A 26,749-nucleotide genomic window follows, 5' to 3' on the forward strand; every position below is an offset into this window, starting at 1 on the left:
CGGGCGCCTCAATCAGGCTCGTAGAGCTTCAGCTCCACGAGCCTGACGGCCCGGCCCGGCCGCTGGCGCATCAGGAGGCGGACCTTGCTGACGGCGGCGGCGGGCCAGCCGACATGGGTCACGCCGTTGGCGACCGGCCGGCCGGCCGGCGCGGCGAGATCGCGCCAGCCCTGCCCGGTCCAGGCCTGGATGCGATAACGCTCGGGCACGTCGAAGCCCTTGCCATCGGCGAAGAAGGCGAGCTCGGCCCGCGACAGGCGCATCGGCCTGCCGAGATCGACGGCATACCATTGCTCGCCCCCCGCAGGCGCGGACGACCAGCCGTTGGGCAGTTCCGGAAAGAACCACAGCCGCCCGTCGATCGCGTCATGGACATTTTCGGGATCGGTGTTGCTCGATGCCTCGCCCCTGGGGAAATTGCCCCGGACGAGCTGGACGGCGCGGTTGACCGGACGCGCATAAGGCGGGGCCGGAGCGCGGGGCACCGGCACGGCGAGGCGGCCGATCGTGGCGCGCCGGGCGACCTCCCGGCCATCGACCTCCAGCGCCAGCCCCGGACCACGGCCATAATGGCTGCCGTCCTGATCCCAGGTCACCGCGATGCGAGGGCCTGGGCATCGCCCGCGTCCGGCAGCAGCGGGTTCACCTCCAGCATATCGTCCGCGCGCGGGCGGATGCCGACGAGGCCGGTGAGGATCAGATCGACATAGCCCGAATGGAAATAATGGTGGCTGCGATCGAGCCCGACGATCGGCCGACCGGTCTCGGGATGATAATCCTCCTCCAGATCGAGGCGGCGGTCCTTCCCGGCGCCCTGATAGTGAAGCGCGGTATATTGGCGCAGCAGGCGCATATAGTCGCTGCGCGTGACCGGGCCGTGATCGCGATAATGATCCAGCAGGTTGGCCATGCCCGTCAGCACCTGGGTGGTCTGATAAGGCCAGACCGGGCCGTTCCACTGGCATTCCGGCGCGCTGCCCAGATAGCGATACTGGCGCATATAATATGGGTAGGACGCCTCGACGGTGCGCATGCCCGCCTTGCCCGCCAGCGATGCGGGATCGAGCAGATGGCGCCAGGCCGCCGCATAGCGGGCCTCGTCCGGCGGCAGATCGAACATCCAGGGCAGATAGCCGACCAGCTCGCGATTGCGGATCGGCGACCAATATTTCACATGATCGTTATCGACCTGGTAGCGATCGATGAAATGGGCAAGATCGGGGCTCCACAGCGCATCGAGCACCCGCGCCCGAAGCGCGTCCGCCCGCTCCCGGAACTCGCCGGCCATCGCCTCGTCGCCGGCCATTTCGGAGAGCCTCGCCAGCGCACGGGCATTGGCGAACATATAGGCGTTGACCGAGGGCCGGAAGGAATCGCCGCCGCGAAACCCGTCCTCCCCGCCCGACGCATCGATCGAGGAGACGGTATATTCGGTCGCGTCCAGCAGCGGCTCGACGAAATAGAGGCCCTTCGCGAAATCGAACTTCTCGTCCCACAGGCGATAGATGTGGCGCATCACCGCCAGATGGCGCAGCGCGGCCTCGCGATCGCCATCGACCAGGAAGCGGCCATAGACCGAATCCGCCATATGATCGGTGAAGTGGCGGTCGTTGCCGCCGCGATACATGAAATCCACATAATCGCCGGCATAGCGGCGATCGTTCAGCCAGCGCCCTTCCGCCAGGTGGAAGCCGGTGGCGTCGTTGAGGCTGGCGAAGGGATGGCGCTGCCAATCGACATCGTCGAGGAATTCGGTGGAGATATAGCCTTCGGCGCCGAGGTCGCGCTGGTGGGCGCGGAACAGCGACCAGCGATAATAATAGACCGCATCGATCTGCGGATCGGCGGATTCGAAGAAGGGAATGCGGCCTTCATACCAGGGCGCATCATTGCCGAAGCGCTGCGCCGCGATGGCGTGCGTATCCATCGCCGGGCCGGGCGGCGCGGCCGCCGTCGCAGCGAGCGCCGCGCCCGCCAGCAGCATCCGGAGCCATGCGCGCATCCGCCATCCTCGCTCGAAAATTCGGCGGCCGCCCCGGGGACGTAGGAGAGGGATCCCGGAACGGCCGCCATATGCGGGATGCGGCAAGGAGAGGCCGCATCCCAGGGGAACAGAGGTCAGAAGCTGAAGCGGGCACCCAGCGCGAAGGTGCGCGCCAGCAACAGGGTGCCGAGATTATACTTCTCGGAATCCCCGGCATTGCCGTATTTGTAGTAGCTCTGCTGCTTCGACTTGAGCAGGTTCACCGCATCGAAGGTCACGCCGATATTGTCGGTGACGTTCCAGGTGAGCTGCAGGTCGAGGCTCGATTCCGGCTTATACCAGATGCCGATCGGGTTGGCGAAGAGCCGCGCCTCGTTGTTGTGGAGGAAGCCCTTGCGCCAGATGTAGGACAAGCGGGCGTTGAACGGCCCCTTATCGTAAGCCAGCGTCGTGTTGTACGACAGCTTCGACACGTTGAAGAATTGCGACTGGGTTTCGCCCGTGATGTTGCCGGCGGAATCCGTTTCCGGGATCGTCTGGTTCGAATCGAGAACCGTCAGGCTGCCCTGGAAGCCGAGGCCGTCGAGGATGCCGGGCAGATAGTTCGGATAGTAGGTAAGCCCCACTTCCACGCCCTTCAGCACGCCATTCGAAGCATTGACCGGCCGGGTGATCGCGAAATTGTCGGTCGCGCCGGCAACGATATCGTTGTCCGGGATATGCTCCATCACCGTCAGCGGCACGACCAGGCCGTTGATCTCGCGCCGGAAGCCGGTGACGTAGATCGCGCTGTTGCGTTCGAAATACCATTCGAGCGCGAGGTCGTAATTCTTCGAATGCGTGGGCTTCAGGTTCGCCGTGCCGGCCGTGCCGCTGCCATAGCCGACATTGGTGAGATCGCCGGTGAGCGAATAGTTCGGGTTGATATCGGTGAAGTTCGGACGCCGCAGCGTTTCGCCATAGTTGAAGCGCAGGCGCAGCCTGGGCGTGATCTCGTAGCGCGCGGTGAAGCTCGGCAGGAACTTCTCGGCCGAGTTTCCGGCACGGGTCAGTTCGCCGTCCGCCAGGCGGTTGAAGAAGTTGGACTTGGTGCTCACCGCGACGAAGCGGACGCCGCCTTCCAGCTGGAGCGGGCGGCCGAGGATCGAGACTTCGCCGTCTGCCATCACATAGGCCGACATCGTCGTTTCATCGATGTCGAAGACGCGATCGAGCGAGAGCTGGCCGCTGGTCGGCAGGCCGTAGAGACCGCGCACATAATCCGCATTGCTGTGCAGCCAGTAGCCGTTGGCCAGCGTCCAGCTGGTCGGCACGTCGGCGCGGCCGTCGAAGAAGCCGGAATTGGTGAACTGCGCGTCCTCGCCCAGCGACGAAAGCGGCGCGCCCAGATTGTTCGCGTCCTGCGTGCGGGTGAAGCTGGAAGCCTTGCGGTCGTCATAGCGCACGCCCGCCTTGACCCGGCGTAGGAAGCCTTCGTCCCAGGTGTAATAGCCGTCCAGAGTCAGCGTGACGGCGCTGCCCTTGTTCTTGTCGGCATTGTCGTAAAGCTGGGCGACGTTCCACACGCTGGGATCGGTCAGCAGGGAATCGTCGTCGAAGTGATAGGAGGGGACGCCGCCGCCGGCGTTGAAATCCGCCGTGATCTGCTGCGCCACGCGATCGGTGCGCATCGCGATGAACGAGGTCTTGTTGGTGCTCGTCTGGTAGGCGACGTCACCGATGATCTTGCCGCGATCGCCAAGATCCCACTGGCCGTTCAGGGCATAGACGAAGCTGTCGGTCTTGTTGGTGGCATAATCGCCGCTGTTGAAGCCGTAGACATCGTCCACGGTGCGCGCCTTGACGATGTTGGTGCCGTCATAAAGCTCGACCGCGCCCGGATTGCCCCACCAGTCGACGAAGCTGAACTGCAGCGAGTTGAAGGTGTTGCCCCGGAAACCGGAATAGAAGACCTCGGCGGTGTAGACGGAGCTGCTGTTCGGCGCCCACTGCACGGCGGCGTTGACCGACGGGCGTTCGCGCTTGCCGTAGAGATCCGAGCTGAAGACCGCGTCGCGCGACAGGACATAGGGCGTTTCCTGCCCGTTGATGTCCAGCGTGGACCCGGCCCCCGTGGGAAGGCCGGAATTGGTGCCGGGCGTCCAGATATTGCCGTTCGGGTTGGTGGGCGAAACCACGCGGCAGTCGGTGGGCTGCAAGCGCTCATAGGGCACCCAGGGCGCGCCCTGCGGGCAGGCGCCGGGCATATTGCTGGTCGTCACGCCCGGCAGGTTGCCGTCGGTCAGGAACGGCACCATGGCGCCGGCCGTGGTCGACATGTTGCGATATTTGGTGCGGCTCCACGAACCGTTCACCAGCACGCCGATATCGCCGATGCCGGTTTCCCAGCGATCGCTGACGAGCAGCGCGACGTTGGGATTATAGGTATCGGCCTGCTCGTTATAGATGCCGCGCGCCAGGCCCGAGATGGCGAAGCCGTCGAAATCGAACGGACGGCGGGTCTTGACGTCGATCTGGCCGGCAAGGCCGGTCTCGATCTGGTCGGCCGACCGGGTCTTGTAGACGTCGACCTGCCTGACGAGGTTGGCCGAGACATCCTGCAGCGCGAAGGACTGGCCGGCGGCGGTGAAGACGTTGCGGCCGTTGAGCGTGGTCAGCGGATCGGCGAGGCCGCGGATCGTGACGGTCGCGGCCTCGCCGCCGCCGCGATCGGTGACCTGGACGCCGGTGACGCGCTGGAGCGCCTCGACGACGTTATTGTCGGGCAGCTTGCCGACGTCCTCCGCGACGATCGAGTCGACGATCTGGATCGATTCCTTGCGGACGTTGAGCGCGCCGACGATGGAGGCGCGGACGCCGGTGACGACGATGTCCTCATTGCTCGCGGCATCGCCCTGCTGGGCGGCCGGCGCGGCATCGACCTGGGCATAGGCCGCAGTGCCCGCCATCAGCGAGAAAATGGACACGGAACACATGACAATCGGCTTGAAAGCCATCTCACCCCTCCCCTCGGCCGGCGACTTGCCGCGCCGCTTATTAACTCCGACTACTTATTTCCGACACCGGGGCAGCGCAAGGACAAAGTTGCGAATGGATGTCACCCGGCAAGCCAGCGTGGCAAGCGCGACACACGTCGCTCAATATACTGTTATTATTCATTATTTTGCGGATATGCCGCCCGTCTGGCGGACAGGCGAGGGCGGGAGACGCGCCGATCCGCAGGGATCGACCGCGTCTCCATCATCGCTTGATCCAGTCTCCGAATGCGGCCCGGATGACCGCACAAGTCCGACTTATCGAGTCGTATGCGTCGCTTATCCCAGCACCCAGGCGGAAGCGGCGTCGCCGGCGGACGCCAGCACGAGCGCGCCGTCGCGATGGGCGAGCGCGTTATCGCCGCCGCCCACGGGAGTAAAGCGCACCGCGCCACCCGGAGCCGGGCGGCGGACGAAGCTGCTCCTGCGCAGGAAAGCGGCATCCGCCCCCGCTTTTTCGAGGCGAGCCGCGCCGTCCGGCCCGATGGCGATGCAATAGTCCGGCATATCGATCGGGCTCAGCGTGACGCTGCCGGCGACCCGCGCGGGCGACTGGCGGAACTGGGTCGCGGGCAATGCCCCTTCGCCCACGAACAGGCGGGCGCCATCGTGCGCCAGGTGCGATTCCCGGCGATCGGCGGGCGACAGCCGATCGGGCAAGGGGCCGTTGCCGACGGGTATGCCGAAATCGGGCATGCCGTCCGCCCGGTAATAGAGCCGCTGGATACGGGTGTGGCGGTTGGGATCGAACAGCGGATCGCCGCTGATCGCCTCATAATCGCGCCCGTGATAGACGAGGATGTCGCGCCCTTCCTCGTCGACGGTGAAGCTGTTGTGGCCGGGACCATAGACCCCGGTCGCTTCCGAAGTGACGAACACCGGCTCGGGCGATTTCGCCCAGGCGCGGGCATCCATGATATCCGCATCGGCATCGGCGGTGAGCAGGCCCAGGCAATAGCGCGCATCGGTCGCGCTCGCCGAATAGGTCATGAACAGCCGCCCGTTGCGGGCGAGGATGGCCGGCGCCTCGGCCACCTTGAAGCCCCGCACCTCCCAATCGAGCGTCGGCACGGTGAGGCGCGTGGGCTTCGCCGCCAGGGTCAGCGGCGTCGCCAGCGGCGCGATATAGAGGTTGGAATTGGTCTCGATCCCCGGCTCGCGCTGCGCCCATACGAAATAGCGGGTGCCGCGATGCTCGAACACGGTGGAATCGAGGTTGAAGCTGTCCCACGGCGCCTGGAACTGGCCGAGCACCGACCAGCCGCCCGTCATCGGGTCCGGCCCGTCGCAGACGATCGCATAGGTGCGGATGCGGAACACATCCTCGCCGCCGCCGCTGGGGCCGGCGGCGAAATACATGATCCAGCGCCCGTCGATCAGGTGCAGCTCCGGCGCCCAGATGAAGCCGGACAGCGGCCCGCTGGGAAGATGGCGCCACAGCACCCGCTCCTCCGCCGTCGCCAGCCCCGCCAAGGTGCGGGACCGCCGCAGCACCAGCCGGTCATATTCCGGCACCGACCCGGTCAGGTAATACCAGCCATCCTCGTGGCGGAAGACCTGCGCATCGGCGCGCTGGCGGACCAGCGGGTTCACGGGCGCGGCGGCCGGCGCCTCCGAAGAGGCGGCGCGCGCGATCGCCGGCACCGCGGAAAGCGCAGCCGTGCCGGCGATGAAGCCACGGCGGGACAAGATCAGGTTCATGGACATTCCTCCCGATGCCGCCCCGGAAAAAGGCGGCGCTTATCAGAAAGCATCGGGCGGCGCCGGGCCGCCCGGCGCATCAATATTCGGCGACCGGCCAGCCATCCGCGCCCCAGCGGACCGGCGCGATCCTGAGCGTGGGCGCGCCCTTATTCTGGCGATCATAAGCGTGGTAGACGACATAGTCCCTGCCGTCCGCGTCATGCAGCCAGCCGGCATGGCCGGGGCCGCGGAAGCGCTGCTGCTCCCGCAGGTCGGCGCGCAGGAAGATCGTTCCCCCGCCCTCCATCAGCGCGCTGCCGTCCTTGCCCAGATAGGGGCCGGTGATCGCCTTCGATCGGCCGATCACCGTGTAATAGGTGCTGTTCACGCCCTTGCAGCAATAATCGTAGGACAGGATCAGCCAGTAATAGCCGCCATGATCGACGATGAAGGGCGCCTCCACCGGGGCCGGGCCGCCGGCCGGTGCCGGGCGCCGGGCGATCGACAGCGGCTTCGCATCCGGCTTCAGCGGCTTGCCCGTCTTCGGATCGAGCTCGACCAGCTTGATGCCGCTCCAGAAGCTGCCGAAGGACAGCCAGTGCCGCCCCTCCCGATCGATGATGAAATTGGGATCGATGGCGTTGAAGTCGTCGGCCGGCGTGGACATCACCACCAGCCCCTCGTCCCGCCAGCCATAGCCGGGCGCCTTGGGATCGAGCGTCGGGCTGGTGAACAGGCCGATGGCGGAGCGGTTCGATCCGAAGGTGGAGACCGAATAATAAAGCCGGTAGCGGCCGTTCACATGGCTGATGTCCGGCGCCCACATGCCGTCGGTGCCCGGCACCGCCGCCTTCGCCCAGGCCGGGATGGTATCGAACAGCGGGGCGCCCGCCGTCCAGTGGACCAGATCCCGCGAGGTGCGGGTTTCGATGTAGCGGCCGCCATTGCCGGTGCCGAAGACATGATAGGTATCGCCTTCGCGGATGATCACCGGATCATGCGTCGGCACCAGATCGCCGGTCAGCCGGCTGTTGAGCGTCGCCTCCCCGCCCTCGGCCTCGGCCTGCTGCGCCGGGGCGGCCCCGCTTAGCGCCAGCGCGGCGATGCCCGCCGCCGCCAGCGCCGCTGTCGCGAACTTCCTCATCCTCTCCTCCCCGATAGGCGATGGGGCTTGCCGGCCGGTGCGCCCGGCCGGCGGCCGTTCATTGCAGGTCGAGCATCACCACCGACTTGGCCGGCAGATCGACGGTCAGCACGCGGCCTTCGATCCGGGCGCCGGTGAAGGCGGCCGGACGCACCACATCGGGCGCGTCGAAGCTGTTGTGCGAATTGATCGCCGGCGCGGTGAGGATGCGGCCGGAAACGCCCTGCGCGGCCAGGCCGTCGAACTTCACCGTCACCGTGTGGGGCTGGTTGGGATCGAGGTTGGACAGGCCGACATGGACCTTGCCGTCCCTGGCGCGCACCGCCGATCCGCTGACGGCCGGCATCGTCCACTTGTCCTTGGCATACCAGGGCGCATCGATGCTGACCGGCAGCACGGTGGCGTCCTGATAGGGCTTGTACATCTCGAAGACATGATAGGTGGGGGTCAGCACCATCTTGTTGCCTTCGGTCAGGATCATCGCCTGCAGCACGTTCACCATCTGGGCGATGGCGGTCATCTTCACGCGATCGGCATGCCTGGCGAAGATATCCAGGTGGATCGACGCGATCAGCGCATCGCGCAGCGTGTTCTGCTGGCGCAGGAAGCCGGGATGCGTGCCTGGATCCTGGGCATACCAGGCGCCCCATTCATCGACGGCCAGCCACACGCGCTTCTGCGGATCATATTTGTCCATGATCGCGGTGTGCCTGGCGATCAGATCCTCCATGTGCAGCGCGCCGGCCAGCGCATCGGCCCAGCCGGATTCGTCGAAGTCGACGGCCGGCGCGCGCGGCGGCCAGCCACCGGCGGGGTGGACGTAATAATGGAGCGAAAGCGCGTCGAGCTGGCTGCCGGCGACGCGCATCATCGTCTCCGTCCAGTTATAGTCGTCGACATTGGCGCCCGCGGCGATCTTCATGATCCGCGTGCCGGCGGGGGCCTTGATGAAGGTGGCGTAGCGGCGGGTGACGTCCGCCGCATATTCGGGCCGCATATTGCCGCCGCAGCCCCACAATTCGTTGCCCACCCCGAAATAGGGGACCTTCCACGGCTCCTTATGGCCGTTCCTGGCGCGCTCGTCCGCAAGGCTGCCGGCCGGCGCGGTCATATATTCCACCCACTCGGCCATTTCCTGCGGCGTGCCGTTGCCGACATTGCCGGCGATATAGGCCTCGGCGCCGACCTGGCGGAGCAGCTCGAAAAATTCATGCGTGCCGACGCTGTTGGGCTCCGTCACCCCGCCCCAATGGGTATTCACCTTCACCGGCCGCTTGGCCTTCGGGCCGATGCCCTCGCGCCAGTGATATTCATCGGCGAAACAGCCGCCCGGCCAGCGGATCACGGGCACGCTGAGGTTGCGGAGCGCGGCGACCACATCGTTGCGGAAGCCGTTGGTGTTGGGGATCGACTTGTCGTTGCCCACCCACAGGCCACCATAGATGCCGTTGCCGAGATGCTCGGCAAACTGGGTGAAGATGCGGCGGTCATAGACCGGGCCGGGCTTGTCCGCCGCGACCGTGACGGTCACGGGCTTCACCGCTTCGGCATGGCCGGCCGTGGCGGCGGCGATGGCGGTGGCGGACAGCAGCAGCGCGGTGGCGGCGCGGCGCAGGGTTCCTATCATTTCCTCTCCCCCTTCTATTCTCAATCGTGGAACGGTTCGGTGATCTCGCGCCGGCCGCGCAGGAAGGCATCGGCCACCAGGCGCAGCGGATCGGTATCGACATCGCTGCGGCCGCCGCGGATCAGCGTGGCGAAGCGGCCATAGAGGCCGGAATATTCGTGATCCTCGCTATGTTCGGTGCCGCTCGGGATCGATAGCACCGCGCCGCCGTTGGAAAGCTTCAGCGTGCCGGCATCGGTTTCGACGATGATGTCCCAGCTCTGCGGGCCGGTCTGGCGCCAGTCGAGGTCCATGCTGATCGGCGCGCCGGCGGTGTCGCGGAATTCGAGGTCCGCCGCGATCGGCGCCGCCCGGTTTTCGGGCAGCACCAGCGTGGCCGATTTCAGGAAGAAGGGGCGCGGCAGGATGTGGGTGATGATCGACAGCGCATTGATGCCGGGATCGAACACCCCCAGGCCGCCCGGTTCCCAGATCCAGGCCTGGCCGGGATGCCACACGCGGACATCCTCCCGCCAGACGACCGAAACCCGCTCCACCGTGCGTTCGGCAAGCCATGCGCGCGCCGGGGCGACACCGGCGGCGAAGCGCGAATGCCAGCCGGCGAACAGGGTGGCGCCCACCTTGTCGGCCCGCGCGCTGAGCGCCGCCACCTCGGCCAGCGTCGCGCCCGGCGGCTTTTCCAGGAACACGTGGATGCCACGCTTCAGCGCCATGGCGGCGAGATCGTAGCGGACCTGCGGCGGCGTGCAGAGCGCGACCGCGTCCACCGCCGGCCCTTCCTCCAGCAGCGCCTCCAGCCCGCGATGGTGCGGGATGCCGGCCATGCCGGGATCGTGCGGGCTGACGGTGGCGGCCAGGCTGAAGGCGCCGTTGCCGGCGATCGCGGGCAGATGCTGGTCGCGCGCGATCTTGCCCATGCCGACGACGGCGATGCGAATGGGGTCCATGTTCAAAGCGCCTTCACCGTGACGGTCGCCTCGCCGGCGCGCGCCAGCGGGTTGCGCAGCGGCAGGGTGAAGGGGGCGGCCGCGATCTCGAACACGTCGCCTTCCCGGGTGCGCACGCCATCGGTGAACGAAAGGGTGGCCGTGCCGTAGAAATGGACGTGAATGTCGCCGGGGCGGCGGAACAGATCATATTTGAAGTGATGCGCCTCCAGATTGGCGAAGCTGTGCGACATGTTCGCCTCGCCCGACAGGAAGGGCTTTTCCCACAGCGTCTCGCCATCGCGCAGGATGCGGCTGGCGCCGGCCACATTATCGGGCAGATCGCCAACCAGCAGCTCCGGCCCCAGGGCCGCCTGCCGCAGCTTGGAATGGGCCAGCCACAGATAATTGTGCCGTTCGGTCACATGATCGCTAAATTCGTTGGCGAGGCAGAGGCCGAGGCGGAACGGCGTGCCATCCGGGCCGATGATGTAGATGCCGGCCAGCTCCGGCTCCTCGCCGCCATCCTGCGCGAAGGCCGGCATGGTCAGCGCGTCTCCGGGGCCGACGAGCTGGGAGCCGTCGCCCTTGTAGAACCATTCGGGCTGCTGGCCGGTCTCGCCGGGCGCGGGCTTGCCGCCTTCCAGCCCTTCCAGGAACATCCGCATGGAATCGGTCTTGGTGGCGGCGGCAGCGGCCTCGCGGTGCATCTTGTCCCGCCCCTCGGCCGAACCGAGATGGGTGAGGCCCGTGCCGCTCAGGATCAGGTGGGCGGGATCTTCATGGTCGATCGGCGAAAGCAGGCGGCCGGCCGCCAGTTCCGCCGCGATGTCCACCGCGTCGCCGGTGCCGAGCGCGGCGACGATATCGGCAAGGCTCCTGCCCTCCCCGATCGCGCGCAGCGCCAGCGCGTGGATGCTGGTGGCGCCGGGAACGAAGGCGGCAGCAGCGCCGCGCGCGGCGATCACCGAACGCACGCCTTCAGCGCTGCAATGCTGCAGCAGACGAAATGCCATGAAAAACTCTCCCTTCAGGGCGCCGCCGTTGCGGACGCCGTCACATCTGCGATGCGGGCAGGCGCGCGGAAGGCGCCCGCCCGCCGATCCGGTCAGCCGGTGGTGAGCACGCCATCGACGAGGCGCGGCACGCCATCGCCCGCCGCCGCGTCGCCAAGCTCGGCCGGCAGCAGCGCCTGCGCCAGATTCTGGTAGGACACCGGCCGCAGGAAGCGATCGATCGCCAGGCTGCCGACCGAGGTGGTGCGCGCATCCGACGTCGCCGGGAACGGCCCGCCATGGACCATCGCATGGCAGACCTCGACGCCCGTGGGCCAGCCATTGGCGAGGATGCGGCCGACCTTGCGTTCCAGCAGCGGCAGCAGGCGGGACGCGATCGCCTCGTCCGCCGCATCCATGTGGAGCGTGGCGGTAAGCTGCCCTTCCAGGCCCGCGAGCACCGTGCGAAGCTCCGCCTCGTCGCGGCAGCGGACGATGATCGAGGACGCGCCGAACACCTCGTGGCCCAGCGCCTTGTCCGCCAGGAAGGCGGATGCCGTCGTCTGGAACAAGGCGGCCTGGCCGCGCGTGCAGCCATTGCCTTCCCTGCCCCGCGCCAGCGTCTCCACGCTGCCGTTGCCGGCAAGTGCCGCCGTGCCCTTTTCGAAGGCGTCGTGGATGCCGGTCGTCAGCATCACCTGCGCATCCGCGCCGCCCACCCCTTCCGTGGCGGCGGCGACGAAGGCATCCAGCCCCTCGCCCTCGATCGCCAGAATCAGGCCGGGATTGGTGCAGAATTGCCCCGCGCCCATGGTCAGCGAGCCGACAAAGGCCTGGCCCAGCGCCTGCCCGCGCGCCTTCAGCGCCTCGGGCAGCAGCAGGACGGGGTTGATGCTGGACATTTCCGCATAGACCGGGATCGGCACCGGCCGCGCCTGCGCCAGCTTCATCAGCGCCAGGCCGCCGCCGCGCGATCCGGTGAAGCCCACGGCGGCGATGCGCGGATCCTGCACCAGCGCCGCGCCCAGATCATTGCCGGGGCCGACGAGGTGCGAGAACACGCCTTCCGGCAAGCCGGAGGCCGCGACGGCGCGGGCGATGGCGGCAGCGACGAGCGCGCCGGTCTCGGGATGGGCGGGATGCCCCTTCACCACCACCGGGCAGCCGGCGGCCAGCGCCGAGGCGGTATCGCCGCCCGCCGTGGAGAAAGCGAGCGGGAAGTTGGACGCGCCGAACACGGCCACCGGCCCCAGCGGGATCATGCGCAGGCGGATATCCGGGCGCGGCAGCGGCTGGCGATCGGGCAGGGCCGGATCGATGCGCAGGCCGAGCCACGCGCCCGCGCGCACGACATTGGCGAACAGGCGGAGCTGGCCGGTGGTGCGGCCGCGCTCGCCCTCCAGCCGGGCGCGCGGCAGGCCGCTTTCGCGCATCGCGGCGACGATCAGATCGTCGCCGATGCCCATGATCTCGTCGGCGATTCGTTCGAGGAAGGCGGCGCGCTCTTCCCGGCCCGTCGCGCGATAGATATCGAAGGCGGCTTCGGCGGCGGCGCAGGCGGCCGCCACGTCGGCGGGGCCATGGACCGGAAAAGCCTCCCCTTCGGGTTGCCCCGTCTCAGCGGCAACGGAACGGAATCCGCCGCTTTCCGCGCGGTCGGACGAGATGGCTGCACCGGTCATTTGCGTCTCCTTATTACTCCGACATATTACAGCGAAACGGCGATGGCAATGTTTGCCGTTTCGTCATCGGCATGCCGCTGTTAATTGTCGGGCCGGAGGGGCAATTCATGGGGAACGCCAAAGTGGGGAATGACAAGGGCGCGGACGAGGCGAAACCGGCGGCCAGCACGCGCGGCCCCGGCCGGCGGCTGCATGGCGCCGTGGCGCACAAGCTGGGCACGGCGATCCTGTCCGGCAAATATGCGCCCGGCGATACGCTGTCGGGCGAGGTGGCCTTTGCCGAGGAGCTGGAAATCTCCCGCAGCGCCTATCGCGAGGCGGTGCAGGTGCTGACCGCCAAGGGCCTGGTCGAAAGCCGCCCCAAGGCGGGCACGCGCGTGCTGCCCCGCAACCGCTGGAACCTCCTCGACCCGGACGTGCTGGCCTGGGCCTTCGCCGGGGAGCCGGACGTCGAGTTCATCCGCAACCTGTTCGAGCTGCGTTCGATCGTCGAGCCCGCGGCGGCGCGGCTGGCGGCCGAACGTCGCGACAAATCCGACATCAAGGTGATGAAGGAGGCGCTTGCGGCCATGCGGCGGCACACCGTCGCCACCGAGGCCGGGCGCGCCGCCGACCGCGATTTCCACAACGCCATCCTGCGCGCCACGCATAATGACGCGCTGATGGCGCTCGCCGCCAGCATCGGCGCGGCGGTGAACTGGACCACCCAGTTCAAGCAGCGCGCCCGCGCCCTCCCCCGCAACCCGATTCCCGATCACGTCCGCGTCTATGACGCGATCGCCGCCGGCGATGCCGATGCGGCCAGCGATGCGATGCGCGCGCTGGTCGATCTGGCGCTGGAGGATACGCGCAGCTCCATGCAGGACTGACTTCATTCGCCCGTCCCGGAATCAAGAAGGCCCCGCCTCCACCAGGGAAGCGGGGCCTTTTCCCTTGGCCGGCTGGCGGGCCGGCGGCGGGAATTCAGCCGATCTGCTGATCGGGCAGCGCGTGGGTGGGGCGCGAACCCCACAGCGCGTAAAAGAGGACGTAAAGCTCGCAGGCGGCGGTCAGCAGGAACGAGGTCTGCAGGCCGTAATTGTCCGCCAGCCAGCCCTGCACGACCACCAGCGCGCCGCCGGCGATCGCCATCACCAGCAGGCCGGATCCCTCCTCGGTCAGCGGGCCGAGGCCGCGAATGCCCAGCGTGAAGATGGTCGGGAACATGATCGAATGGAACAGCCCCACCGAGATCAGCGCCCACATCGCGACATGGCCGGTGGTGGACGCCGCCGTCAGGATCACGACGAAGGCGCCGATGCTGGCGACGGCCAGCGCGCGTTCCGGCGCGACGTTGCGCATCGCGAAGCTGCCGATGAAGCGGCCCACCATCATCCCGCCCCACAGCAGGAACAGGTAATGCGACGCCTGCTCATGGGTGAGATTGCCGATCTGCGGCTGCGACACGAAATTGATGAACAGGTTGGAAACGCCAATTTCGGCAATCAGATAGATGAAGATCGCCGGCACGCCGAGCACGAGGTTGCGATGCCGCCACAGCGAATGCTGCCGGCGCTCCTCCTTGGCCGCGCGCCGGGTGGCGCTGCCCATGGCGGGCAGCGGGAAACGGGCGATGACGATGGCGAGGATGACGAGCACCACCGCCACGATCAGATAGGGAAGCTGGACCGACTGGGCGTCCGCCAGCCGTTCCGCCTGGGTGAGCACCGATGCCCCGCCCTCCGCCGTGCCCGATGCCGAACGGCCCAGGATCAGATAGCCGCCGAACAGCGGCGCCAGCGTGGTGCCGAAGGAATTGAACGCCTGCACCAGGTTGAGGCGCGATGACGCGGTTTCCGGCTTGCCGACCACGGCGACATAGGGGTTGGCCGCGACCTGCAGCAGCGTGATGCCGCACGCGATCACGAAAAGCGCGACGAGCGTGACGCCATAGGAGGGGATGCGCGCCGCCGGGATCATGCCGAGCGCGCCGGCCGCCATGATGCAGAGGCCGACGACCAGCGACTTCTTGTAGCCGATCCGCTCGATCAGCTTCGCCGCCGGGATCGAGGCGACGAAATAGGCGATGAACCAGACGGATTCGATGATTGTTGTCTGGGTATAGCTGAGGTCGAACACGCTGCGCAGATGCGGCAGCAGCGTATTGTTGATGACCGTGATGAAGCCCCACATGAAGAAGAGGCTGGCCAGCAAGGTGAGCGCCGGGCCGTAGCTTGCGCCCTCCTGTCCCGGCTCTCCGGCCGGTGTTGCGGTGGTGATTATCGGTGCGGCCATGCCACCCTTCTCCAAAGTTGATCCCCGCCTGCGTTCATTGCCGTCACGGGTTGCGCTTGTTTATTTTGTCGGACTATATGTGCCGCAAGCATGCGTCAATGGGCGCGCATAATCCGGGAGGACGAGAATGCAAAGGCGGGGCAAGGCGGGGACGGCGTTGGGTTGCCTGGCGGCGATGCTGGCGACGGGCACGGCGACGGCGAACGCGGCCGAAATCAGCCGCGCGCCGGCCGGCACGCTCGGCGACGGGACCGCGATCGAGGCGATCACGCTGAAGAACGGCCACGGCGTCGCCGCCACCGTCCTCACCTACGGCGCCACCCTGCAATCGCTGGTGGGCCCCGATCGCGCCGGCAAGCCGGCGGACGTGGTGCTCGGCTATGACGATCTCGCCTCCTATGTGGACCATCCCAATTATTTCGGCGTGACGGTGGGCCGCTATGCCAACCGCATCGCCGGCGGCCGCTTCGCGCTCGACGGCAAGTCCTACCAATTGCCCCTCAACGACAAGACCAATTCGCTGCACGGCGGCGGCAAGGGCTTCGACAAGGTCGCCTGGAAGGTCGTCTCGGCCAAGAGCGGGCCGGTCGCCACGCTGGTGCTCGCGCATACCAGCCCGGACGGCGACGCCGGCTATCCCGGCAAGCTCGACGCCACCGTCACCTATTCGCTCGACGAGGCCGGCGCGCTCACCATCGCGTTCGAGGCGAAGACGGACAAACCCACCATCGTCAACATGACGAACCACGCGATCTTCAACCTCGCGGGCGAGGGATCGCCCGAAGGCGCCACCGGCCATCTGCTGACCATCCCGGCGAAGGCCTATACGCCGGTCAACGCCAGCCTCATCCCCACGGGCGAGCTGCGGCCGGTGGAAGGCACCGTGTTCGATTTCCGCGCGCCCCGCCGCATCGCGGACGGCATTCGCGACGGGCGCGACGAGCAGATCCGCTTCGGCCAGGGCTACGACCATAATTTCGCGCTCGACAAGGGCCTCACCCGATCGCCGGAGCTGGTCGCCAGGCTGGAGGACCCATCCTCGGGCCGCGTGCTCGAAGTGCTCAGCACCGAGCCGGGCGTGCAGTTCTACACCGGCAACTTCCTCGACGGCACGTTCGTCGGCAAGCAGGGGCATCTCTACCGCATGGGCGACGGCATCGCGCTCGAGCCGCAGAAATTCCCCGATGCCCCGAACCAGCCGGGCTTCATCTCCGCGCGCGTCGATCCCGGCAAGCCTTACCGGCACGTAATGATCTACCGCCTGTCCACGACCCGTTGAACGGATAAACGATGACCGACACCGCACCGCCCAAGCTCCGTTCGCGCGCCTGGTTCGACAACCCCGACAATATCGACATGACCGCCCTCTATCTGGAGCGGTATCTGAACTTCGGCCTCAGCCTGGAGGAATTGCGCTCGGGCAAGCCGATCATCGGCATCGCCCAGACGGGCAGCGATCTTTCCCCCTGCAACCGCCATCATCTGGTGCTGGCCGAACGCATCCGCGAGGGCATTCGCGAAGCGGGCGGCATCGCCCTGGAATTCCCGGTTCACCCGATCCAGGAAACCGGCAAGCGGCCGACGGCGGGGCTCGATCGCAACCTCGCCTATCTGGGTCTGGTCGAGGCGATCTACGGCTATCCGATCGATGGCGTGGTGCTGACCACCGGTTGCGACAAGACGACGCCCGCCTGCCTGATGGCGGCGGCGACGGTGAACATCCCCGCCATCGCGCTTTCGGTCGGCCCGATGCTGAACGGCTGGCACAAGGGCGAACGGACGGGTTCGGGCACGATCGTGTGGAAGGCGCGGCAGATGCTGGCCGCCGGCCAGATCGACAATGCCGGCTTCATCAAGCTCGTCGCCTCGTCCGCGCCATCGACCGGCTATTGCAACACCATGGGCACCGCGACGACGATGAACAGCCTGGCCGAGGCACTGGGCATGATGCTGCCCGGATCGGCGGCCATCCCGGCGCCCTATCGCGACCGGCAGGAAGTGGCGTATCTGACCGGCAAGCGCATCGTCGAAATGGTGGCCGAGGACCTGAAGCCCTCCGACATCCTGACCCTGGACGCCTTCCACAACGCCATCGTCGTCAATTCGGCGATCGGCGGATCGACCAACGCGCCGATCCACCTCGCCGCGATCGCCCGCCATATCGGCGTGGACCTGCCGCTGAAGGATTGGGAGACGGAAGGGCATAAGGTGCCGCTGCTCGTCAACCTCCAGCCCGCCGGCGAATATTTGGGCGAGGATTATTATCGCGCGGGCGGCGTCCCGGCGGTGGTCGCCCAGCTGATGGGCCAGGGGCTGATCCGCGAAGCCGCGATGACGGTGAACGGCCGGACGATTGGCGATAATTGCCGCGACGCGACGATCGAGGACGAACGCGTCATCCGCCCCTTCGATCAGCCGCTGAAGGAGGAAGCCGGCTTCCTCGTCCTCACCGGCAACCTGTTCGACGCCGCGATCATGAAGACGAGCGTGATCAGCCCCGAATTCCGCGACCGCTACCTCTCCAACCCGGACGATCCCGATGCGTTCGAAGGGCCGGCGGTCGTGTTCGACGGGCCGGAGGATTATCACCACCGCATCGACGATCCGTCGCTCGGCATCACGCCGCAGACGCTGCTGTTCATGCGCGGCGCGGGGCCGATCGGCTATCCGGGCGCGGCGGAGGTGGTGAACATGCGGCCGCCCGCCTACCTCATCACCGAAGGCGTCAGCGCGCTGCCGTGCATCGGCGACGGCCGGCAATCCGGCACCAGCGGCAGCCCCTCCATCCTCAACGCCAGCCCGGAGGCCGCGGCCAATGGCGGCCTGGCCCTCCTCAGGACGGGGGACAGGGTGCGCCTCGACCTGCGCAGGGGCCGGGTGGACGTGCTGATATCCGACGCGGAGCTGGCCGATCGCCGCAAGGCGCTGGAAGCGGCGGGCGGCTATGCCTATCCCGCCTCGCAGACGCCGTGGCAGGAGATACAGCGCAAGATCGTCGGCCAGATGGATACCGGCGCGATCCTGGAAGGGGCGGAGAAATATCAGCGCATCGCCCAGACCCGGGGCCTGCCGCGCGACAATCACTGAGCCGACGCGCAAGGGGCGGAGCCGCCATGGCGGAATGGACGATCATCGGGCGCGACGTGCGCGACGAACTGGGCGAAGGCACCTTGTGGTCGGCGCGGGACAATGCCGTCTATTGGGTGGATATCCTCGCGCCTACGCTCAACCGGCTGGCGCTGGATACAAGCGAGATCCGCCGCTGGCCGATGCCCGAGCCGCTGGGCTGGGTGGTGGAGCGCGCCGGCGGCGGCTTCATCGGCGGTTTCCGGAGCGGCTTCGCCGAGATCGACCTCGATCCCATCGCGATCCGCCCGATCGCCGATCCGGAGCCGCATCTGCCCGGCAACCGGATGAACGACGGCAAGGCCGATGCCCAGGGCCGCATCTGGTGCGGCACGATGGACATGGCCGAGGCGCAGGATACGGGATCGCTCTACCGCCTCGATCCCGATCGCCGCTGGACACGGATGGACGAAGGCTATCGCGTGCCCAACGGCCCCGCTTTCTCGCATTGCGGCCGCTGGCTCTACCATTCGGATACGGCGCGGCGCGTCATCTACCGCTTCGCCCTGGATGCGGACGGCGCGATCGCCGATCGCCGGCCCTTCGTCCGTTTCGCCGAGGCGGACGGCTATCCGGACGGCATGACCGTCGATGCGGACGGGCATATCTGGGTCGCCCACTGGGGCGGCGGACGGATCAGCCGCTTCTCGCCCGATGGCGAACAGGTGCGCACGGTGACGCTGCCGGCACGCCAGGTCACCAACATCACCTTCGCCGGCGCCGGCCTCGACCGCATGTTCGTGACGACGGCCGCGACCGGCCTCGCCCCGACCGAGCATGACGGCGCGCTCTACGAGATCGACTGCGGCACGCGCGGCCTGCCCACCGGCATCTTCCCCGGCTGAATCGACGACGGCGGCCGCGATCCGGCGCCGATCCGGGCAGGCCCCGATAGCCGATCATCGCGATCGTCCAAGCTTTCCAGCCCAAAATGGGGAACGGCCGGGTATCAATAGCCAATGAGACTGATAACTTGTCTATAATCAACGCCGATGGAGAATATGCCGATTTTGGTGAATCGGTTTTTGCCTTTTCTAACGCGAACTGCGCTTCGGCTATAAGCGGGGTATCCACATGCAAGGCGCCGAACTGAAGGCCCTGCGAAAGACGGCAGGAATGTCCCAGGCCGAGTTTGCCGAGGCGATCGGCATGAGTCGGGAAACGATCGGGCTGATGGAGCGCGATCAGGAACCGATCGCGCGGCGCACGGCGCTGGCGGCCCGCTGGATCGCCGCCCATCCCGACCATGTCGAACATGGTCGAGCGTGAAGCGTCCGCCAGCATTCACTGTCCGCTTTTTCATCGTCCGACATCTTGCGCCTAACGACCCTCTGCTGAATAGAACGCGGCGGGGGAGTATCCATGGCTTCGAAAATCAGTATAGTGCATCGGCTTCGTAACTTTATACGCAACCTGAGCTGCCCGGACTGCCGCGAAGAACGATTAAGGACGCGCGACAAGTTGGCACGGTGCGACGACTGCTACGCCAACCGGTGGTGATTGCTCTACACCAGTCAGCGGCGATCGGACATGGTGCGAATGGGGCGGCAGCATGTCGGCGGTGGGCGCATCAAGGTCGTGCAACTCAAGACGCGCGCCGAGTTATGGATACCGATCCACCCCAGGCTGGCCCAGGCCATCACCGCCGTGCCGGCCGACCATCTTGAATTTCTCGTCACCCAATATGGGCGGCCATGCACTGCCAACGGTTTTGGAAACTGGTTCCGCGATCGATGCGACGAGGCGGGCCTGAAGCACTGTTCCGCACATGGCCTGCGTAAGGCCGCGACGAGGCAGATGGCGGAGCTTGGCCTGAGCAATCAACTCATCAAGTCTATCACCGGCCACGTCACCGACCCAGAGGTTTCCCATTATGCGGAGGCGGCCAATCAGAAGCTGCGCGCCGACAAGGCGATGGCCGCATTGATCGAATGGGAAATAGCGAACCCAATCTCCGGGTTAGCCAAAAATAGCGATAACCATTTACAATGAAAAGAAAATATAGAGGCGTTGGTGGGCCCGGCAGGACTCGAACCCGCAACCTAGCCGTTATGAGCGGCCAGCTCTAACCATTGAGCTACAGGCCCCGACCAACGGTGCCCGGATAGCGGAGGCGGATAGCGGCTGGCAAGCGCGTTCGGCGCCGTGCCGCCGGCCTCTCGTTCAGCCCTGCCCCTGGCCCGAGCGGCGCTCGCCTTCCCGCACCGGCAGGCGCAGGTCGAAGCTGTCGGCGCGGATATCGAGGCCGCCGCGCGCCGAGACGGCGAGGTTGCGGATCAGGCGGAGCGCGAAGCCGAGGCCCAGCACCGGCGCATCCGGCCAGTCGCCGTCGGGGCTGTAGCCGGGATCGAGCAGGGCATGTTCGTCCCGCCCGTCCAGCAGGCGCGGGCGGGAGACCGAGAGGCGAAGCTGGCCGCCTTCGCAGCGCAGGGTGGCGAAGATCGTCTCGCCGCGTTCGGCCAGGCCGATCGTGGCCGCGAGCAGCCGCGCGAACATGCGTTCCACCGTGACCGGATCGGCATCCACCGCCGGCAGCGACTGGGCGATGCGGAAGGCGAGCGTCACGCCGCGCGGACGGGCCACCGCCTCATAATCGTCGTGCAGCCGTTCGATCAGCATCGCGGCATCCACCGCGCTGGCGGCATTCTGCACGCGGCGCGATTCCAGCCGGGCGGCCATGTCGAGATCGTCCACGGCCGCCAGTAGACGGCGCCCCTGATCGAGGATGTCGCCGGCGCGATCGCGGTAATCCGTGCCCGCCGGGCCGAGCATCTGCCGCTCGATCATCTCGGCGAAGCCGACGATGGCGTTGAGCGGCGTGCGCAGTTCGTGGACGAGCTGGCGCAGCGCATCGGGCGCCAGGCCGGAGCCGTAGAGGCCGGCGGCGAAGGCGGGCTGGGCCGCGATCTCGTCCGCGCGGGGGCGGCGCGCGGTGCCGCGATAGCCGGTGAAGCGGCCGTCATGATGATCGAAGAAGGGCACGGCCGAAATCCGCCATTCGCCCGATACCGGCCCCTCGCCCGGCACGCTGAGCCGCGCGTCGCGGAACGAGGCGCGGCGGCGGAAGGCGCCCGCGGCATGGCCATCGACGCCATGGCCATATTGTTCGGCGGCGACCGCGATGACGATGCCGACCAGCGGGCCGCGATCGGCCCCCTCCACCCAGCGGATCATGCCGTCGGGGCCGGTTTCGAAGCGGAAATCCTCGATCCGTTCGCCGGCGGCAGGCGTGGCGGGCGGCGTTACCTCGGCCCGGTCGCGATAGGCGGCGATGCGATCGAGAAGGTCGCGGATCTGGGTATCCCCATCCGGGGCGTCGGCGGGCGGCGGGGCGATGGCGGCGGCGGGGATTTGCGCGAACGGCGCCGGGCCGGCCAGCGCGGCATCCTCGGCCAGCATCACCTCCATCGCGGGCGATGCGGGCGCCGGCTGGGCGGCCCGATCCGCGCCCAGCGCGAAATCGGCGGGTCCGAAGCTGTCGAGCGCGATGCGGACGCCGTGGGTGAGATCGCGGCGATGGCGGAGCAGGCCGCGCGCCAGCGGCGAAAGGGCGGGAAGCAGGCCCAGCCATTCCTCCTCGCCAAGCTCCGCCGTGGAGAGCAGCCCCGCGCATACGGCCGCCGGCTCCTCCGCGATGAAGGCGAGCAGGACGGGGCTGACCCGGCGGCTGGCGATGGCGGCCACGCTTTCGGCCCGCACCGCCTGCGGCACATCGGCGCGGATGCGGCGGAGCAAGGCGATGGCGGCGCGGCGGAGATCGGGATCGATCGTGGCGTCGCGATCCTGCGCGAGGATATCGACGATCTGCCGCCACGCGGCCGTGCGCGCGCCGGCATCGGCCACCGGCCGCGCCAATACCGTCGCGAGCTTGTCGTCGAAGCGCACCCCTGATCGCCTTCCCTGAACAGGCCGGGCTGGCCCCTTGTTGCGATCTCCCCCGTTACCGCCCCGCGCGCATCCGGGAAAGACGATTTTATGCGTCGTCGCATAGTGGGACAATTGCACGGCCGCGAAATATTCTTATGTTCGCGACACATCATCTGGAAGGATATGCTGTGACTGCGCGGTTTCCGCTCGATTCCATCGACCGCACCATCCTGTCGGCGCTGCAGGAAGAGGGCCGTATCACCAATGTCGACCTTGCCCGCCAGGCCGGGCTGACCGCCCCGCCCTGCCTGCGCCGCGTGCGCGCGCTGGAACAGGCCGGCGTGATCGAGAGCTATCATGCCCGGCTGAACGCCCCGGCGCTGGGCTATGGCATCATGGTGTTCGCGCTGGTGAGCCTGAAGAGCCAGGCCGAGGACGATCTGCGCGCCTTCGAGGAGCATATGGCCAAGCTGCCCGAGGTGCGCGAATGCCACATGCTGAACGGCGAGATCGATTTCATCCTGAAGATCGTCGCGCACGACCTGCAGGCCTTCCAATCCTTCCTGACATCGCAACTGACCCCCGCCCCCAACGTGGCGAGCGTTAAGACGTCGCTGACGATCCGCACATCCAAGGACGCGCCAGGGGTGCCTGTCGACCCCGAGTGACGGCGGCTGGCGCGATTTCCGGGCGACCGGCATCGATCGCCGTTGGGTAAACCGCCGAATGATCGTTGACGCGGGCTATTGCCGGAAGCGGCCTCTCGGGAAACCCGGCCCTTGCGGACATCGGCCTTGAGCCCTCTCCCGCCTTCGCGGGAGAGGGTGGGGTGAGGGTCTTGTTTCTACTGCGTGGACAAACGCAGATTTGCGCAAGCGTCGGTTAAAAAACCAGAATAGGCCTTGCCGTGGAAAACAGCCGTCTTCGATTGGGCCGATAGCTTCCGACACAATGGATTCCCGCCTTCGCGGAAATGACGGGGTTGGCGGGGTCCGCGGAATGACGATTTCTCTGACAGCGCCGCGCCCGGATTTCTGACAATCGTTTTTTCCGCGCTTCTCACTGAATTCCTGCCGGCCCGGACACGCCGGCAAAGCGGGCATAGCCTTGCACGGAAATTCCATCGTCACCCCGGACCTGTTCCGGGGTCCACCGTGCCGCAGACATCGACGTTGATGATCGAGCGCCAGCATTGCGTCTCCATCCTCGCCAGCGGCTTCGACGGCACTGTATGTCGGCCTAGCGCCCCGTCTTCTGCGCCGCATCGACCCGTATCCCGCAATCGCGCGAAAAGCAGGGCAGGCGCTGGCAAAGGGACCGGAAACGAACGGGACAATCCGTCTTGGCATGATCTGGGCCACCACCTGCTTGCCGATGGACCCCGGAACAGGTCCGGGGTGACGATGGGGCTATTGTCCTCTCACCCCGACAAATCGACCGCGCCGATTGCCCGGCGCAGTGCTTGAAACCGACCGCTGCCCAACGTGAATCTCCACGCCGCCCCGGTTCCGTCCCCGCTCCACGCCGACCTCCAGCCCACGAAAAAGGGGCGACCGGATGATCCGGCCGCCCCCTTTCTATCCGTTGCCCAAGGGCGACGGCAGATCAGGCCTGCTGGTCGATCCAGATCAGCCAATATTTGGCGAGGCCCTGGCGCGGGCCGGTGATCTGGGAGAAGACCTGCTTGGCTTCTTCCTTCTGGCCGGCGCGGGCGAGCGCCATGCCGAGGCGGGTGTTGACGACATTGGCGTCCACGCCGCCCTTCTGAAGGGCGACCTTGTAGAGCTCCGCCGCCTTCGCATATTCGCCATAGCCGAGGTAGGAATCGGCGGTGGCGCGGGCGGCGACGCCGTTCGCGGCCTTCGCGGCCGAGGCGGCGGCGCCGGCGAGATCGGCCTTGTCGGCCGCGACGCGCGAATTGGCGGTGTCGCTGAACAGCTTGATGTTGCTGTTGGGGGTGAGCTTCAGCATGCCGGCGGCGACGCCTTCGTCGATCACCGCCTTACCTTCGCCGGGGAACTTCAGATAGACCGCCTCGGCATAGGTATAATAATCGCTCTCGCCCTTCAGCGCCTTGGCGGTGCGCATCAGGCGCATCAGATCAAGCTCCTGATCGGCGTCGATCTTGTTGAGATCGCGATAGGTGATGAGCGAATCGCGCCAATTGTCCTGGCTCGGATAGGCCTTCAGCCACGCCTGGGTGATATCCGCCACCTGCGGGCCGAGCTTCGCCTTGTAGCCGATCGCCACGCCGCGCTGATAATAGGCTTCCGGCAAGGGCTGGCCGGCGGCCTGCGCCTTGTTGATCGCTTCCTGCAGCACGGCCAGCGCCTCGGCCGGCTTGCCCAGCTTGTCCTTCGATTCGACGAGAAGGGCGTAGGATTCGGTCGAGCTGTCGCCCGCCTTGGTCGCCTGGTCGAACGCCTGCTCGGCGCGGGCATAGTCCTTCGATTCATAGGCGAGGCGGCCGCGGACGACCCAGAAATTGCCGAGCGAGGCGGCCGGCACCTTGCCGCTTTCCAGCATCAGATCGAGCGCCTGGGCCTGGAGCGTCTTGTCCTTCTGGGCAAGGCCGACATCGTAGGAGACCGAACCGGCATAGAATTTGTCGTCGGGCGTCTGCGCGGCGGAACGGGCCTCGCCCGCCTTGGCGACGGCGGTGGCGATATCCTTGGGCGCGTTGCGATCCGGGCCGATCGCGGCCTGGGTGGCGGCCACTGCCTCGCGCACCGCCGGCGTGAGCTGGGGCTTGCCGGCCTGTTCCTTTTCCTTCTTCGCCGCCAGCGCGGGCTGGACGCCCACAACCGCCACGCCGGACAGCGCGAGCGCGAGGCCCAGCGTGATCGTCGAAACCATTCTCATCTTCTCAAGCCTCCTCAGGGAGCGGGGATTCCCGTGCGCCGGCCTGCCTACTCTGCCACCGCACGCCGCACAAGATTTCGCCACACAAGCCCGGCCATGCCGGAACGGCGCTGAACCCGCCTTTAATGACGCGGCAAGCGGCCGGCACCACAATGCTTTTTCCCTTTTGCCGGCGCCGCTGCTGGGATAGGCGCGGCCGATGCTTGCCCTGCTGTCCCCCGCCAAGTCGCTCGATTATCGGCGCCCCCTTCCCCCGCACGCCACCACCCGCCCCCGCTTCGCCGAGGAAGCCGGGGCGCTTGCCGCCGCCGCCGCACGGCTGGGCGCGGCCAGACTCGGCGAACTGATGCATATTTCGGACAAGCTGGCGGAATTGAATGCCGCCCGCTTCGCCGGTTTCGCCGAGGCCGAGGAGCGCGCGGCGCTCCACGCCTTCAACGGCGACGTCTATGTGGGCTTCGAGGCGCGGAGCCTGGACGATGCCGCGATCGCCTTCGCCCAGGACCATGTGCGCATCCTGTCCGGCCTTTACGGGCTGCTCCGCCCGCTGGACGCGATCCGCCCCTATCGGCTGGAGATGGGAACGCGCTGGGCGCCCGAGGCGCGCAACCTCTATCTCCACTGGGGGAGCCGGGTGAGCGAGGCGATCGCCGAGGATCTGGCCGAACAGGGCGACGGGGTGATCCTGAACCTCGCCAGCCAGGAATATTGGGGCGTGGTATCGCAGGCCCCGCCCAAGGCCCGGATCATCACGGTCGATTTCAAGGAATATGGCCCCAAGGGCCTGCGCTTCAGCAGCTTCGCCGCCAAGCGGGCGCGCGGGATGATGGCGCGCTGGCTGTGCGAGCATCGCGTGGCCCGGCCCGAGGAGATGAAGGCGTTCGACAGCGACGGCTATGCCTTCGACGCCGCCGCGTCCGCCCCGGACCGCTGGCTGTTCGTGCGGGGGACGGCGGCGGAGGCGTGAAGCCCCGGCCCGCCGCCTTCGCCTGCGGCGCAGCATCAGCCGCGCCTTTCGGGAAAGTGAAATAATCATCGCGTAAGAGCCACGGTTAGCATCTTCGCAATTGCCATCGCCTTCGAAAATGGTGCATTGCAGCGTCAAGGACTCGCTAGGCAACGGAGTATCGTCATGTTGCGTTGTGTCCCGACCAGATACCGGCCCGCTGACGCCCTGATCGTGCTGAGCGCCTTCGTCACCGGCGCCCCTTCGGCCCAGGCCGCGCTTCTCCTGATGGAAGGCCCGATGGCGCACCGATCGGCCGCCGATCCCGCGCCGATGCACATTCCTGCCCCCCTCCCCGCGCCCGATGCCGCCACGGGCGCGAACGGCAGGGACCCGGCCCTGACGCCCGCTGCCGCGCGGCAGCGCTGGCTGGCGGCAATGGCGGCGGCACCCGACGAGGATGGACGGATCGTGGCGGCGGGCACCACGAGCAGCCTCGGCAGCGCGGGCTGGCTGCCTCTGGTCGGCGCGCTGATGCTGGTGGCCTTCCGCCGGCCCCGCCGCGACGGCCGGCTGCGCTACATCTCCGCCGTCTGAC

General features: G+C 67.3%; 21 protein-coding genes and 1 tRNA gene. 9 read left to right on the top strand and 13 right to left on the bottom strand.

Annotation, left to right across the window (positions count from 1 at the left end; translation table 11 throughout):
* Positions 1-8: 8 nt before the first annotated feature.
* The 9 genes from G432_RS24050 to G432_RS06515 all read right to left on the bottom strand — a co-directional run bounded on the left by G432_RS24050 (position 9) and on the right by G432_RS06515 (position 13,076).
* Positions 9-596, bottom strand: a complete 588-nt coding sequence (locus G432_RS24050) for a discoidin domain-containing protein (protein ID WP_236626865.1) — start codon at positions 594-596, stop codon at positions 9-11.
* Positions 593-2,002, bottom strand: coding sequence for an MGH1-like glycoside hydrolase domain-containing protein (locus tag G432_RS06480; RefSeq protein WP_236626866.1), 1,410 nt, complete (start codon positions 2,000-2,002; stop codon positions 593-595). Before G432_RS06480 ends, G432_RS24050 begins: the two co-directional genes overlap by 4 nt.
* A 116-nt stretch (positions 2,003-2,118) precedes the next feature.
* Positions 2,119-4,980, bottom strand: coding sequence for a TonB-dependent receptor (locus G432_RS06485; protein WP_015458026.1), 2,862 nt, complete (start codon positions 4,978-4,980; stop codon positions 2,119-2,121).
* A 318-nt stretch (positions 4,981-5,298) separates the two neighbouring features.
* Complete coding sequence (locus G432_RS06490) at positions 5,299-6,720, bottom strand: family 43 glycosylhydrolase (protein WP_015458027.1); 1,422 nt, start codon at positions 6,718-6,720, stop codon at positions 5,299-5,301.
* Between the two features lie 79 nt (positions 6,721-6,799).
* Positions 6,800-7,846 carry an arabinan endo-1,5-alpha-L-arabinosidase gene (locus G432_RS06495; RefSeq protein ID WP_015458028.1) on the bottom strand — a complete coding sequence of 349 codons (1,047 nt, stop codon included), beginning with the start codon at positions 7,844-7,846 and terminating at the stop codon, positions 6,800-6,802.
* Positions 7,847-7,904: 58 nt separating this feature from the next.
* On the bottom strand, positions 7,905-9,473 hold the full coding sequence (locus G432_RS06500) for an alpha-N-arabinofuranosidase (protein ID WP_015458029.1): 1,569 nt from the start codon (positions 9,471-9,473) through the stop codon (positions 7,905-7,907).
* Positions 9,474-9,493: 20 nt separating this feature from the next.
* A complete protein-coding gene (locus G432_RS06505) occupies positions 9,494-10,420 on the bottom strand; it encodes a Gfo/Idh/MocA family protein (protein ID WP_015458030.1) in 927 nt (308 codons plus the stop codon).
* 2 nt (positions 10,421-10,422) lie between these two features.
* Entirely contained in the window at positions 10,423-11,415 is a 993-nt protein-coding gene (araD1, locus tag G432_RS06510; protein ID WP_015458031.1) for an AraD1 family protein, read from the bottom strand.
* A gap of 92 nt (positions 11,416-11,507) precedes the next feature.
* Positions 11,508-13,076 (bottom strand): aldehyde dehydrogenase (NADP(+)), encoded by a 1,569-nt coding sequence (locus tag G432_RS06515; protein WP_015458032.1) that lies wholly within the window; start codon positions 13,074-13,076, stop codon positions 11,508-11,510.
* 107 nt (positions 13,077-13,183) lie between these two features.
* Between G432_RS06515 and G432_RS06520 the strand changes: the two genes are divergently transcribed.
* Positions 13,184-13,945 (top strand): FadR/GntR family transcriptional regulator, encoded by a 762-nt coding sequence (locus G432_RS06520; protein WP_015458033.1) that lies wholly within the window; start codon positions 13,184-13,186, stop codon positions 13,943-13,945.
* A gap of 94 nt (positions 13,946-14,039) precedes the next feature.
* Here the strand turns inward: G432_RS06520 and G432_RS06525 are convergent, their stop codons facing one another.
* The gene (locus tag G432_RS06525; RefSeq protein ID WP_015458034.1) at positions 14,040-15,350 is read right to left on the bottom strand and encodes a sugar MFS transporter; all 1,311 of its coding nucleotides are present in this window, start codon (positions 15,348-15,350) and stop codon (positions 14,040-14,042) included.
* 175 nt (positions 15,351-15,525) lie between these two features.
* On the opposite strand from G432_RS06525, the gene G432_RS06530 reads away from it, so the two are divergent.
* From G432_RS06530 to G432_RS06550, 5 genes are all read left to right on the top strand, one after another.
* Positions 15,526-16,629, top strand: a complete 1,104-nt coding sequence (locus tag G432_RS06530; protein ID WP_443024290.1) for an aldose epimerase family protein — start codon at positions 15,526-15,528, stop codon at positions 16,627-16,629.
* Positions 16,630-16,640: 11 nt separating this feature from the next.
* On the top strand, positions 16,641-18,437 hold the full coding sequence (locus G432_RS06535) for an IlvD/Edd family dehydratase (protein ID WP_015458036.1): 1,797 nt from the start codon (positions 16,641-16,643) through the stop codon (positions 18,435-18,437).
* Between the two features lie 26 nt (positions 18,438-18,463).
* Positions 18,464-19,321, top strand: a complete 858-nt coding sequence (locus G432_RS06540; protein WP_015458037.1) for an SMP-30/gluconolactonase/LRE family protein — start codon at positions 18,464-18,466, stop codon at positions 19,319-19,321.
* Between the two features lie 229 nt (positions 19,322-19,550).
* Entirely contained in the window at positions 19,551-19,745 is a 195-nt protein-coding gene (locus G432_RS06545) for a helix-turn-helix transcriptional regulator (protein WP_015458038.1), read from the top strand.
* A 231-nt stretch (positions 19,746-19,976) separates the two neighbouring features.
* A complete protein-coding gene (locus G432_RS06550) occupies positions 19,977-20,468 on the top strand; it encodes a tyrosine-type recombinase/integrase (protein ID WP_015458039.1) in 492 nt (163 codons plus the stop codon).
* 19 nt (positions 20,469-20,487) lie between these two features.
* On the opposite strand, the gene G432_RS06555 is transcribed toward G432_RS06550, so the two are convergent.
* Together G432_RS06555 and G432_RS06560 are read right to left on the bottom strand one after the other, a co-directional pair.
* Positions 20,488-20,563, bottom strand: a tRNA-Ile gene (locus tag G432_RS06555).
* Between the two features lie 76 nt (positions 20,564-20,639).
* Positions 20,640-22,361 carry a sensor histidine kinase gene (locus tag G432_RS06560; protein ID WP_015458040.1) on the bottom strand — a complete coding sequence of 574 codons (1,722 nt, stop codon included), beginning with the start codon at positions 22,359-22,361 and terminating at the stop codon, positions 20,640-20,642.
* A gap of 137 nt (positions 22,362-22,498) precedes the next feature.
* On the opposite strand from G432_RS06560, the gene G432_RS06565 reads away from it, so the two are divergent.
* Positions 22,499-23,011 (top strand): Lrp/AsnC family transcriptional regulator, encoded by a 513-nt coding sequence (locus G432_RS06565; protein WP_015458041.1) that lies wholly within the window; start codon positions 22,499-22,501, stop codon positions 23,009-23,011.
* Between the two features lie 937 nt (positions 23,012-23,948).
* Here the strand turns inward: G432_RS06565 and G432_RS06570 are convergent.
* On the bottom strand, positions 23,949-25,199 hold the full coding sequence (locus G432_RS06570) for a hypothetical protein (RefSeq protein ID WP_015458042.1): 1,251 nt from the start codon (positions 25,197-25,199) through the stop codon (positions 23,949-23,951).
* 205 nt (positions 25,200-25,404) lie between these two features.
* Between G432_RS06570 and yaaA the strand changes: the two genes are divergently transcribed.
* Positions 25,405-26,172, top strand: coding sequence for a peroxide stress protein YaaA (gene yaaA / locus G432_RS06575; RefSeq protein ID WP_015458043.1), 768 nt, complete (start codon positions 25,405-25,407; stop codon positions 26,170-26,172).
* A 165-nt stretch (positions 26,173-26,337) separates the two neighbouring features.
* Positions 26,338-26,748 (top strand): hypothetical protein, encoded by a 411-nt coding sequence (locus G432_RS06580; RefSeq protein ID WP_015458044.1) that lies wholly within the window; start codon positions 26,338-26,340, stop codon positions 26,746-26,748.
* Position 26,749 lies beyond the last annotated feature (1 nt).

It is taken from the genome of Sphingomonas sp. MM-1, assembly GCF_000347675.2.
Lineage (GTDB): Bacteria > Pseudomonadota > Alphaproteobacteria > Sphingomonadales > Sphingomonadaceae > Sphingomonas_E > Sphingomonas_E fennica.

Coding starts and splice junctions, on each gene's coding strand:
- G432_RS06565 (WP_015458041.1), top strand. CDS start 22,499: ATGTTCGCGACACATCATCTGGAAGGATATGCTGTGACTGCGCGGTTT.
- G432_RS06485 (WP_015458026.1), bottom strand. CDS start 4,980: ATGGCTTTCAAGCCGATTGTCATGTGTTCCGTGTCCATTTTCTCGCTG.
- yaaA (WP_015458043.1), top strand. CDS start 25,405: ATGCTTGCCCTGCTGTCCCCCGCCAAGTCGCTCGATTATCGGCGCCCC.
- G432_RS06525 (WP_015458034.1), bottom strand. CDS start 15,350: ATGGCCGCACCGATAATCACCACCGCAACACCGGCCGGAGAGCCGGGA.
- G432_RS06545 (WP_015458038.1), top strand. CDS start 19,551: ATGCAAGGCGCCGAACTGAAGGCCCTGCGAAAGACGGCAGGAATGTCC.
- G432_RS06500 (WP_015458029.1), bottom strand. CDS start 9,473: ATGATAGGAACCCTGCGCCGCGCCGCCACCGCGCTGCTGCTGTCCGCC.
- G432_RS06535 (WP_015458036.1), top strand. CDS start 16,641: ATGACCGACACCGCACCGCCCAAGCTCCGTTCGCGCGCCTGGTTCGAC.
- G432_RS06515 (WP_015458032.1), bottom strand. CDS start 13,076: ATGACCGGTGCAGCCATCTCGTCCGACCGCGCGGAAAGCGGCGGATTC.
- G432_RS06520 (WP_015458033.1), top strand. CDS start 13,184: ATGGGGAACGCCAAAGTGGGGAATGACAAGGGCGCGGACGAGGCGAAA.
- G432_RS06505 (WP_015458030.1), bottom strand. CDS start 10,420: ATGGACCCCATTCGCATCGCCGTCGTCGGCATGGGCAAGATCGCGCGC.
- G432_RS06490 (WP_015458027.1), bottom strand. CDS start 6,720: ATGAACCTGATCTTGTCCCGCCGTGGCTTCATCGCCGGCACGGCTGCG.
- G432_RS06580 (WP_015458044.1), top strand. CDS start 26,338: ATGTTGCGTTGTGTCCCGACCAGATACCGGCCCGCTGACGCCCTGATC.
- G432_RS06540 (WP_015458037.1), top strand. CDS start 18,464: ATGGCGGAATGGACGATCATCGGGCGCGACGTGCGCGACGAACTGGGC.
- G432_RS06570 (WP_015458042.1), bottom strand. CDS start 25,199: ATGGTTTCGACGATCACGCTGGGCCTCGCGCTCGCGCTGTCCGGCGTG.
- araD1 (WP_015458031.1), bottom strand. CDS start 11,415: ATGGCATTTCGTCTGCTGCAGCATTGCAGCGCTGAAGGCGTGCGTTCG.
- G432_RS06530 (WP_443024290.1), top strand. CDS start 15,526: ATGCTGGCGACGGGCACGGCGACGGCGAACGCGGCCGAAATCAGCCGC.
- G432_RS06495 (WP_015458028.1), bottom strand. CDS start 7,846: ATGAGGAAGTTCGCGACAGCGGCGCTGGCGGCGGCGGGCATCGCCGCG.
- G432_RS06480 (WP_236626866.1), bottom strand. CDS start 2,002: ATGCGCGCATGGCTCCGGATGCTGCTGGCGGGCGCGGCGCTCGCTGCG.